10 protein-coding genes are annotated in these 11,115 nt (G+C 45.1%); all 10 read right to left on the bottom strand.

The window, feature by feature from the left end; all coding sequences use genetic code 11:
* Positions 1-353: 353 nt before the first annotated feature.
* Positions 354-1,502: a glycosyltransferase family 4 protein gene (locus tag BLW97_RS10585; RefSeq protein WP_158025162.1), complete on the bottom strand. Its 1,149-nt coding sequence runs from the start codon at positions 1,500-1,502 to the stop codon at positions 354-356.
* A gap of 25 nt (positions 1,503-1,527) precedes the next feature.
* Positions 1,528-1,770: a hypothetical protein gene (locus tag BLW97_RS10590; RefSeq protein ID WP_075323133.1), complete on the bottom strand. Its 243-nt coding sequence runs from the start codon at positions 1,768-1,770 to the stop codon at positions 1,528-1,530.
* Positions 1,767-2,864 (bottom strand): glycosyltransferase family 4 protein, encoded by a 1,098-nt coding sequence (locus BLW97_RS10595; protein ID WP_242947792.1) that lies wholly within the window; start codon positions 2,862-2,864, stop codon positions 1,767-1,769. Before BLW97_RS10595 ends, BLW97_RS10590 begins: the two co-directional genes overlap by 4 nt.
* Positions 2,857-4,278: a hypothetical protein gene (locus BLW97_RS10600; RefSeq protein ID WP_143214875.1), complete on the bottom strand. Its 1,422-nt coding sequence runs from the start codon at positions 4,276-4,278 to the stop codon at positions 2,857-2,859. The genes BLW97_RS10595 and BLW97_RS10600 overlap by 8 nt, the downstream gene beginning before the upstream one ends.
* Positions 4,263-5,186, bottom strand: a complete 924-nt coding sequence (locus BLW97_RS10605; RefSeq protein ID WP_077218367.1) for a glycosyltransferase family 2 protein — start codon at positions 5,184-5,186, stop codon at positions 4,263-4,265. Before BLW97_RS10605 ends, BLW97_RS10600 begins: the two co-directional genes overlap by 16 nt.
* Before the next feature lie 2 nt (positions 5,187-5,188).
* Complete coding sequence (locus BLW97_RS10610; RefSeq protein ID WP_143214876.1) at positions 5,189-6,145, bottom strand: glycosyltransferase family 2 protein; 957 nt, start codon at positions 6,143-6,145, stop codon at positions 5,189-5,191.
* Between the two features lie 102 nt (positions 6,146-6,247).
* Positions 6,248-6,454, bottom strand: a complete 207-nt coding sequence (locus BLW97_RS10615; RefSeq protein WP_075323137.1) for a hypothetical protein — start codon at positions 6,452-6,454, stop codon at positions 6,248-6,250.
* Positions 6,455-6,504: 50 nt separating this feature from the next.
* Complete coding sequence (locus BLW97_RS10620; RefSeq protein ID WP_075323138.1) at positions 6,505-9,024, bottom strand: GumC family protein; 2,520 nt, start codon at positions 9,022-9,024, stop codon at positions 6,505-6,507.
* Between the two features lie 11 nt (positions 9,025-9,035).
* A complete protein-coding gene (locus tag BLW97_RS10625) occupies positions 9,036-10,103 on the bottom strand; it encodes a polysaccharide biosynthesis/export family protein (RefSeq protein WP_143214877.1) in 1,068 nt (355 codons plus the stop codon).
* A gap of 877 nt (positions 10,104-10,980) precedes the next feature.
* Positions 10,981-11,115: transposase (locus BLW97_RS10630; RefSeq protein ID WP_143214908.1), on the bottom strand; the 135-nt coding region annotated here is incomplete at its 5' end.

The raw sequence follows: 11,115 nt of genomic DNA on the forward strand, positions 1-11,115 counted from the left end.
GAAGTCGTCACACCACCTAAGCCTTTGCCCATATCAAGGTCACCCAATCCCATGTTATCCAATGCCTTTCTGGTGCAGCGTGCTTGGATAATTATGGGTTGCGGGCAGCCGGTCGAAAGTTGAACCTGAGCGCCGCGACGCAAGAGGCCTTCCATAATCGTGGAGGAGGCATGACACATCTAGACCACCGTAGTTCGACAGTTCATTGGCGCCAAAACACTGCAGAAAATCTGGGAGAGACCATCTGTTCTGAAACTGCACACGGTTAATCGCCATGGAACACCTCAATGTCATATGAATCAGCAGATTGTAACAGGATGGATTGCTGTATGAAGGCACACGCTAAACCTCGGCTAATCAGGATAAATTTTGCCAGATGAGCCTGAATGACCATACAAAGTGCGCTCATAAATAGCCAAATATTGTTGGGCAGTTTTTTCCCAGGAAAACTCCAAAGCACTTGTACGCGCCCGAGCACTCACGGCCTCGCGATCAGTGCGATCCCAAGCTTCGATAATAGCAAGAAGACGCGCAATTTCTGCAGCATCCTCAGGGTTGTCAACCACCCACCCACAGCCCTCTTTCACCTGGAATGCTGCGCCGACTGAACGTGCAGTAATAACAGGTACTCCACTAGCCAAAGCTTCAGCAACAACAAGAGCATAAGGATCATAACGCGAAGGGAAAACCAAAACATCTGCGCTGCGCATCAATGCTGCACTATCAGAACGAAACCCCAAAAAATGCACACGCTCGAAGATGCCCATTTCTTGAGCCATAGCTGGATATATACTGCCCTCGACCCGACTGAGTACAAGTAGATGCCAGTCAGGACGATCGCGCAAGGCTGCAAAAACTGTTTCCAGATTTTTTCGACGTGAGCGAAGATCTCCAGAAAAAATCGCCAAAGGGGTTTCAGAGGCTATGCCCAGTTCTGAACGCAAACCCTCACCAGGAGAAAACTCATCAACATCTACCCCATTAGGAATCATGACAATTTTCTGTCTGGGCACCCCAATAGAGCACAACTCCTCAACCACCAAAGGAGAAACAGCAACTACAGTATCAGCCTGTTTGAAAGCATTTTTTTCAAGCCCTGCATTGAGCATGGTGAAAACCTTATGGTAAGCGCTTTTTATTCCACCAAGAAACCTATCATCATTATATGGACTACGCATCCATGCACCGTGGACAAAATGGACAGAATTCACACTTCCAGGATACCATGTAATGAAACCATTCACATTGATTAGATCAAATTGAGATCTATTACGACTAAGAAAATAATATGATTTTAATGCAAAAATCTGATTACGTATGAGATTAGTTTTCCATGGGTCCACGCGAATTTCAATGAAATAAACTCCAAAATCTTTTATTACTTCTGGAGCACACTCAGTAGCAAGAATAGTAACATTATAGCCTTTTGCGCAAGCCGCACGAACAATTTCATAATTGACCCGGCCTTGACCATCCCCTTTTTTGAGCTTATGTGTAACCAAGCATAACTTCTTCATAATATTGTCATTACCTTAACCATAACCTACCGATAACTGTTGCCTCATACCAACGATAGTAAGACCACAAAATCCCAACATAATTTTTGGAAATAACGCGCCACGATAATTTTAGGGCAAAATCACGCACAGCAATTACCAGAACAGTAATGGCATACCCTGCCGAGTGGGCCACCAGCAAAATTTCATGCTTGACGCGCCCCTGACCATCTCCTTCTTTCAGTTCATGAGTAATCATGCAAATATTTTTCATGGCTGCAAAACTCGCTGATACAAGTCTAGGGTTTCTTGAGTCATGCGTTGCACGGTAAGCCATTCAATGCCAGTGCAAGCCCGTTCGGCAAATTGTTCGCGCAAATCTGGGGCGCACAAAAATCGATGTAATTGATGACTCAATGCAGTGACATCTCCAGCAATAAACAACTGACCCGCCTTCCCGCCTTCCAATGCTTCAGGAATTCCATCTACGTCACTGGCAATAATAGCACAGGCATTTTCTCTCGCCTCAAGAATAACCAACGGAAATGGGTCCTTACGAGAAGCGAGAACAAAAATATCCGCACTTTTCAAATAAGATTGCGGCTGAGACTGGAAACCTTCGAAAAAAATACAGTCCCTACGCGAACTGTTCCTTGCCGCCTCCTCAAAAACTGCACGGTCTGGCCCCTCTCCAACAATATACAAATAGCCGGGGAGGTCCACGGGCAAATTTGCAAAAGCGGCTATCAGATCGCGAATGCCTTTCCTTTCATACATCCCAGCAACCGTAACGATGGCCGGATGAACCAACGGCTTGGCTTCGACTCCTTGCATACGCGGGCTGTTGATTGTGCCATTACGGACCACATGCAATTTTCTGGCTGAAATTCCACGCCCTACCATGGATCGACAGACTGCATCACTGACTGCAATTACGGCATCACCGACAGACATGAATCGTGCACTTTTTTGAAATTCATTATGCACATGGGTAATCAACCGGTAGCGCCTGCGTAATTGCAGTAATTTTGCAAGCAGGGCTCCTGTCATCATGTGAGTATGGACGATATCGGGGCGGGTTTGCTGTATAATCTGTTCTAGGTTAACGAGCATTTTAGGCAAACCAAACATCGATTTACTAAAATTCATCGAATAGTGCTTAACCCCATGGCGATCCAGAAGCTTTTCATACTCGCCGCCACTGGAAGCATAAAAAACCTCGTGCCCAAGCGCACTTTGTGAACAGGCTAAATCAACAGCGACATTAACGATACCATTACCAATCTCAAGGACGTGATTGGTAATGTGTAATATCCGCATTTTTTCAACGCTCCCACACACATCGCTGCTGAGTGTATTCTCAGCCATTTTTCGTCCCTTCCACTTGACGATAGTGAATTCCGGCAATAGCAGTTCCTGCAAATGCCCAAAACAACATCCCGGTACTGCCAATCAACGTATCTACGAATATCAAAGTGGAAAACACCGCCAGGCTGATCCCTGAAGAAATGGCTATAAATGGATCATTTTTTGACCACTTACTATTTAATATGTATATCAACGTCCAGATAGTTCCCAGAAAAAATAATGTGCCTCCTGCCCATCCGAGGACATAGGGAATCTCCATGATACCACTATCAAAACTAATCACATGCCCTTCTGAACCGAGTCTGGCAGCAGTTCCGGTACTGCCAATACCTGCTCCCAGTGGTGTTTCAAAAGCCTCATCAAAGAACTCTTCATAGAACTTCGTTCGGGCTTGATAACTGGCATTTTGTTTTACATTTTCAATAGAATTAAAACGCGCTTCCAATCGATCATATACCGGTTTGTAAAGCAGCATAGGTGTCGCGAGTATAACAATTACAATAATCCCTGCGAGATAACGCACCATGTGTGCTGGTTTCAAACGGGACAAGATATAAATAAAACCAATAAACCAACCACCCCAAGCCGCTCGAACAATAGATAACAAAAAAGCCAGGTAACCGAATAGCGCTGCAGGAATTCGCCAAAAACCGCCTCCGGCAAACAGCATCAACAAGGTTCCCATCAATTCAAAGGCGAAAGGTCCTGGTGAGTTCATTGTACTGAAAATGCGAACCTGAAAAGGTTCCGGACTACCAATACTCAGCAATTTGGAGGCAGTCATCCAGTAGGTATCCCATGGTAGAGGATGGACATATTGAATCAGGCCATACCCACCCATCACCAAGGTTCCCCAAACGAAAGTGTGATACAGGGTGCGACGAACTTGCGGATAATCCCGCCAGCGAATAGCCATGTGCAAGCCAAATAAAACCGGAAGCAGCCAGTTCAGCAAACCATAGGTGGCGGGCATGAAGCCTGCGGTCACCATTCCGACCATATAGGCATACAAAATGCCTACAAGGACCAGAGCCATGGGAAACAGAGTTTTTCGTCGCAGTTCCGGGAGATATTTTATTACAGTAAAAAATGCAAGGCCCGTCACCAAATAAGGGGTAAGCATAATAGGGTCAACGGGCTGAAATCCGATTTGGTAATCCACCAAACGTCTTATTTCAGGGGTCACAAACCAGAGCCACCACATATTACTGACATATAATATTGGAAAATCCCGGTACAGTTTCACTCCTAACACCAATCCTAAAAGCGGGAATAAGTAGTTAGTTAATGCGCTTAGATGGGAAAAATAAAAAACAAACGGGAATGTCCAAAAAAGAACAATATAAAGCCATATCCCCTGTATTCCCCGGCGATAGTGAACGCTTGAGCTGAGGTCTTTCAATGTCGTAGCCACGAACGTACCCCCGTGTAACGGCCATGCAGGTTATCCCGAAACTTGGCCAGCGCCTGTTTTTTTTCTCGCGGAACATAGCGCAGCATTTGTACCATTCCGTAACTTTCACTGGTCCCAACCAGGATGGCCCAAGTCAGAAAAACTATTCGGTTAATGCTTGGCAAATAACCTAGCAACACCAGGGTTTCATTATGACAACGATTACGCACTTCCTCGGAATTGTAGACATCTCTTGAACGATCCCCAAATAGATTGCCCGGATAGTGGTTTACGCGTATTTCCGGATCATATAGCAGGCGCCAATTTCTTTGGTGTAAGCTTAAGCCCAAAGACAGTTCCCAGTGCCATTGCGCACCCCTTCCTCGTAACCGTCGGTCAAATCCAATCTCTTTCAGTACAGACAAACGATAAGCACCATTGACCCCTTTCAGCAAATCGACAAATTGTGCCTTGTCTGTACGTAAATGATGATTGGCAATAATTTTTCCATACCACAATACTTGCCCCACGAGACGAACCGGGTCATCTAGCAGCGTACCATTCTGACGAATAAAATCCCGCCCTCCGACACCGGCAAGTGTTCGATCTTTTTGAAGAGCTTGCTCAATACGCTGTAACCAATCCGGGAAAGGTGCCGAATCATCGTCAGTAATCGCCAGTATATCCCCGTCTGCTGCATCCAAACCCAGGTTCATCGCAGTAACCAGACCAGGAAGATCCACGATGACCACTCGCAATGGCAGGGATGTTGCTGCATCTCCATTCAGCACGTCATGAGTTTCCAGGTCATCACGTCGCACCACAACGATGATTTCATCGGCAGCACGGCACTGGTCACCCAAGGCACTCAGACATCGCTCCAAATCCTTTGGACGACGGTAGGTGGGAATCATCACAGACACACGCATTATTATTCCTTTACCCTTTGGACCCGAATTAGGTTGTCAGGGAACATCCATGTCTGCATACCTTTATAGCGTCCTCGCAATGCATCCAAAAATTTACGGAAGGCTAAACCCCCTTCTCTAGGCCAATAGCGTATTAATTGCAACAAACCATAGCTGTCACGGCTTCCAACCATAAGAACGTACAACATACAGGCAAAACGTCCGAACATGCTCAGGTATTTCAGAAGAAGATAAGTTTCGTTTTGCGCCCGTTTGCGTGTCGCGGCAGACCAGTAACCATCCTTCTGATCAGAAAAAAGTTTGCCGGGAAAATGTTCGACCACCATATTGGGATCATAATACTGCTTCAAACCTTGTTTTTTGAGTGCCATGCCCAGCGCCAGCTCCCAATACCACGCGGTATCCTGTTGATATTGCAAACGCTGATTCAGACCTGTAGCCAACAGAATATCATGGCAATATGCGGCATTGACCCCGGAAAGAAATTCCACTTGACGGACACTCGAACAGGGTAAATGATGATTGGCGATAATTTTACCATACCAGGTGACCCTGCCCACCACATCGCAGTAAGGAGTATCTTCAAACTTAGCAGAAACCGGCAAGTCTCTGCCTCCCATACCAGCGATCTCAGGCTTAGAGACAAAACCAATCTCCATCCGCTCCAACCAATCCGGGCGAGGCGCAGCATCATCGTGCGTAAAGGCAACCACTCCACATTGCATCAATTGCAAAGCTTTCTGCATTGCCACAATAGGGCCGGATTGATCTTTGCAGATCAGGGTATAAGTGATGTCTGAACCCACTATGTTTTTGAGCAAATCAGCAGTCTCGGTATCACGGGGATGAATCAAGATGAAGAGCGCATCAAGTTTGCGAGTTTGCACCATCAACGCCGTCAGCAGCCTTTCCATATCCCGAGGCCTGTTTCCACCATTTATCAATACATTGATTTTCATATTGGCCTTTCTTGAGGATTCATAATTAAGATACATTTTGAAAGCCTATAACACCTTGATTGTGCCGCTTTATGGATACACTTCTTTCCACCTGATTTCCAGTTATGCAAACTGGTGTGCTGATGCCGTGCCCAACCCCAGATCAAAAACTCCAAAATAGCCCAGAAACAGCCAGACTATCGCCAGCACTCCGTATCCATCCACACCAATCAGATGCAAATATAAAGGGACCGTTACAAACGAAACCACGATAGGCACTAAACTACCCATCAAGTTATACAAGGAATTACGTTTTAGGCTAGCGGCCATGACCCGGAATCCTCAACAGATAGGCGCTTACAAGGTGCGTTATCGTCATTTCAACGCTTTCTCTGGAACTGACTAATGAAGCTGCGCACTCGGTTCTCCAGATCTAAACGAACGGAAGATCTGGGGTGATAGTGGTACACCCCTCCCTGAGAGGTTGGAGCCCCATTTATTAACAAGGCCTGTGGGCAACCAATTTCCGCCACCCCTTGCATGTGCTCTTTAAAAGCCGACCGAGGGGTTTCACCGACGCGAATTACAGATACCACGCGGTCGACCAACCGGGCGATAATCAGGCCATCAGACAGCACAGGAAACGGTGGTGTATCTATGAGTACATAATCATACTCGGAACGAGCTTTATCAATTAGTTCAGCAAAACGCTCCTTGCCAATCAGCTCCACTGGACTATCGGGAGTTTGACCAGAGGGTAAGCAAGTCAGCGGTACATCAAATCTAGTCATGACGCGCGTACAGTCCTCCAATTTTGCATTACCTGCCAGATATTCCGCTAATCCCGGACTTTGTTTGCAATCAAATGCCGAATGTAACTGTGGATGCCTGAGATCAGCATCAATCAACAGTGCGCGTTTTCCGTCTTTCGCTAAAGCCACGGCCAACTGACTGACCACAGTTGTTTTTCCATCTCCCTGGAATGCCGAAGAAAACATCAATACCTTGCCTGCATTTCCCGCTCCGGAATCAAGATAAAGCTTCCCGCGCAACAAACGCAACGCCTCTCCATATGTGGAACGAGGATCAGAAGGAACAATTGGCTTGATTTTTGCTGAATCGCCCACGCTCTGAAAGGCTTCATATTCTGGTAATTTTCCAAATAGTGGTATCGAAGGATATCTACTCAGAATTCCTTCATCCGAATGAAACCCTTTGTGCAGGAGAAACCTCGCAAAGACTACAGCGAGACCAAGGAGTAAACCCAAAAAAGCACCTATGAGAACAGCCTTAGAAGCCTTTGGTGAAACCGGAACACTATGGACTAATGCCGTATCCAATATGCGATTTTTGGTAATCGTGCTCGCTCTACTGATGGCAGCTTCCTTCTGTTTTTCGAGCAGGAACATATACAATTTGCCTAACACTTCCGTGGATCGCGTGAGAGACAGAACCTGTAAGGCTTCCCTAGGATATTGCCCCATCTTGCCCTTGTATTGTTCAATCGCGCCATCCAGCGACTTGAGTTGCTGTTGTGCTTGTACTTCCTGATTATGAATCACGCTGCTAATCGCAGATTTGATAGAGGCAATTTCCTTATCCAGTTGCTGAATTTCCGGGGCGCGGTCAGTGTACATGGTTGCCAATGAAGCCTTGCGGTTTTGGGCAGTCACCAATTTGTCAGAAAGGCTATTGAGCATGCTATCATTCAACGAAGTGACCAAATAAGAATCAACATGGCTTCCACCTTTACCACTGAGTTCGGAGGATACTTGTTGAAGATTTTTTAGCTTTAGATCAAGAGCATTGCGTTGGCTTTCATAATTGGTCATCTGGGTGATCATCGCCTGAGCATTCGAAGTCACCGACAACAAGCCACTGTGACTCTGATAGCGAGCCAGTTTTCCGTCCGCTGTTGCCAAAGCGGTTCGCACTTTTTCCAGTTGTCCATTCAAATAATCATAGGTAGATGACGCTTGACCCGTAGCCCATGCATGTGTTTGTTCCAGATAACTCAACATCAGGCTATTCAGGAACCTTTGGGATACATAGGGATTGGGATTTTTGAAAGACAAATAGATCAAATAACTCAGCGTAGGTGTCCCACCATTATCCTTACTGTCTTGGCTTACCGAAATATTGCCAGCAAATTCCTTGTAAACAGCCAGAGGCGAGCTGACTGTCAAATGATAAATACTATTATTACCAGGAATGAACCCTTGAGCATCTGGTTTAATGATTATACGTAGGTTTGGGCTTACTGCAGGCTCGTCAAGCACACCGTTCAATATCAAATTTTTATCATCGAAAATTTGATAGTGACCATCTTTAGTAAATTTCAGATCCAATGACTTTCCATAGATATCAGGATTTACGGCTTCTGCAAGCGTAGCTCGCAAACCGGTTTTCTGATGTTCATAAATATTAAAGGAATGACCGCTAACCAGCCAATACCAAAAATGGACTACAGGACTCTGATCTGGATTTAAAATGGAAACATTTACTCCCGACCGCACGATGGCCCGTTCAACCACCTGGCGACTCTGCATAATCTGGACCTGAGTCTCAAGGTTGGGGGCTTGAACCAGGCCAGGCACCAGTGACAGACCTTCCGTGGCAGCAGACACGGCTGCTTGATCCTTTTCTGCATTACCCAGATAGACAGAACCGGAAGACTCGAATACAGGCACCGAAAACAGGGTAATAAGAATGGCTAGAACAGCACCAACACCGGCGAGTCCCAAGGGTAAACGCCAATGTCTTTTCAACGATCGAAGCAGTGCAGAAAGATCAATTTTTTCTCCTTCATCTCCCATACGTTCAGAGTTGTTGGCAATTGATGGCCGCCGTTGCAGATCGACGTTCTCGGACGGATGCATATTTTCAGTGTGATCAGTCACGGTATCTATTCCTAATTATTGGATTGAGACAAATACTTAATGGATACAAAAGGATTTAATATCCCTGATATGGCTTGCAATGATGGTAAAATTTGCTGTATTACCTGATTCCAATTACTGACAACCGTTTGCGGCACAAATACTACATCACCTGATTTCAGAAAAAATGGCGCTGCCTTCCCTTGAAGAATGGCTTGTGCATTGACTGTAATTAATTCTCCGCTGGCACCTTCCGAACGAATAATACGGATATCACTGAGCTGTGCATTGGTAAGGGAAGTAGTGTCCATGCCCGCTGAAGACAGTGCTTGCAACAATCCCAAGCGCCCATCTACAAAAGGCACAGGACCTGGCTTGTTTACCGCCCCGAATACAAATGCCCTCATTGTGGCAACGCTGGGTACAACTACCGTGTCGCCACTTTCCAAGGGTATATTCTGGTTCAAATTGCCATCTCTGAGTAGCTGATGGAAGTTGACCGGCAATTTCTTACCGTTTTGTACGATATAAGCCCCACGCAAATCGGCCTCTGGTAGATTCACTGTGCCACCCAAAGCCATGGCATCCAGCAGGCTCAGATTTCTATCAGAAAATTTCAGACCGGGCGCAGTAAATTCACCGAGCAAGTAATAGCGAATGCTATGCGCAACTTGAAGCTGAACAGTCACATCTGGATTGATAATGTATTTGGCATACATTCTGGTAAGTTTCTGCTGCAGCTGGGCAGTTGTCAGTCCTGCCACATGAATCAGACCGAGTTCAGGTAATTGGATGTTCCCTTGATTCGTCACCAAAGCACCAGGGATTCCCGTACCATTTGTCACACCTGCAGCGGAAAGCATTGGGTGCAGATAAACCGAGACCGATACCACATCTCCGGCGCCCAAATGATAAGCTATGTCAGGATGAAGCATTTTTTTAATCGTACTGGCGGGCAAGGATTCGGGTTTAACCGCAATTACCGGACTGGGCAGCCTCTTTATAGAGACTGCATGATCAGCGGAGAAAGTCGAAGCGCAACCCGCAAGTAAAATTGGTACACCAGCAACCACCAGCAACAACTTTAATCTGTTGATCATGTAGAATAATCCTTAAGTACTAACGATACGTTATCAACTTGCCTGCATCTCAGCTAAGACCTACAACCCAGACATACAAAAGCAATAGCAAAAATCAGCGATCACAAACAACCATAGCGCTTATAAAGCAAAAATCATACCAATATATAGGAATCCATATCAAGAAGCGTAAAAAAGATATATCATATTACAAAACAATAAGTTGAAAATTTTAGTTCTGGCAAATTGAATCCCGCACACTATATTCAAGACGAGGGAAAAGGTCTTATAACAAACAAAATTAAAATTATGTATCGCATGGCTTACAAATCGAAAACAATAACTCACAACCGGTAGCTTCTCTGCTCGGATCCTCATTGAATAAAAATCTATTCATCTATCCTCCGGGTAAACTGAACAAATCGGCTTTGAAAGTCAAGAAGATATCATTTATACATACGTAATAACTGACATCAGCAAGCAAGAGAAGGGCAAGGACCTGCAATCCTGGCGTTCACAAACGGTATAACAATGAACGTATTCTAAATAAAATTCTAACTTTACAGAATGTTGCAACAATCTCAAGACAAAAATCACTATTATATGTTACAAAAATAATACAACTCTATGAAGCCTTCTAAAGTGTTATATTTTTTAACAGCATGTTTTTATTATATTAATTTTTTGGCACGTTAAATGCTTATATTCCTGCCTGGATAGGCTTTTATTCATCACACTGGTCGCATTCAATCATTGCAAACTTAGTAATTTTAAAAATATTTGGAGTATGATAATGACAAATTCAGGTCGCTTACCCGTTGAATATGAACACCTTAATGAATTTTTCGATGCCAAGAATGTTCTAGTTACTGGCGGCTTCGGCTGGTTCCTCGTCATTTCAAGTGGGTAGCCTGAGATCCAGCTTGCCCAGGATCAGGTAGGCCATGTTGATAAAGTTCTTGTGCGTGCGGTAACCCCGAGCCTTGGCCTTGGCGGATTGAATGAGGCTGTTGAAACCTTCCAGAATTCCATT

Source organism: Acidithiobacillus albertensis (genome assembly GCF_001931655.1).
Taxonomy (GTDB): Bacteria; Pseudomonadota; Gammaproteobacteria; order Acidithiobacillales; family Acidithiobacillaceae; genus Acidithiobacillus; species Acidithiobacillus thiooxidans.

Bases quoted from the DNA above. Each gene is read 5' to 3' on its own strand.
- BLW97_RS10625 (WP_143214877.1), bottom strand. From the start codon at position 10,103: ATGATCAACAGATTAAAGTTGTTGCTGGTGGTTGCTGGTGTACCAATT.
- BLW97_RS10590 (WP_075323133.1), bottom strand. From the start codon at position 1,770: ATGAAAAATATTTGCATGATTACTCATGAACTGAAAGAAGGAGATGGT.
- BLW97_RS10610 (WP_143214876.1), bottom strand. From the start codon at position 6,145: ATGAAAATCAATGTATTGATAAATGGTGGAAACAGGCCTCGGGATATG.
- BLW97_RS10615 (WP_075323137.1), bottom strand. From the start codon at position 6,454: ATGGCCGCTAGCCTAAAACGTAATTCCTTGTATAACTTGATGGGTAGT.
- BLW97_RS10595 (WP_242947792.1), bottom strand. From the start codon at position 2,864: ATGGCTGAGAATACACTCAGCAGCGATGTGTGTGGGAGCGTTGAAAAA.
- BLW97_RS10605 (WP_077218367.1), bottom strand. From the start codon at position 5,186: ATGCGTGTGTCTGTGATGATTCCCACCTACCGTCGTCCAAAGGATTTG.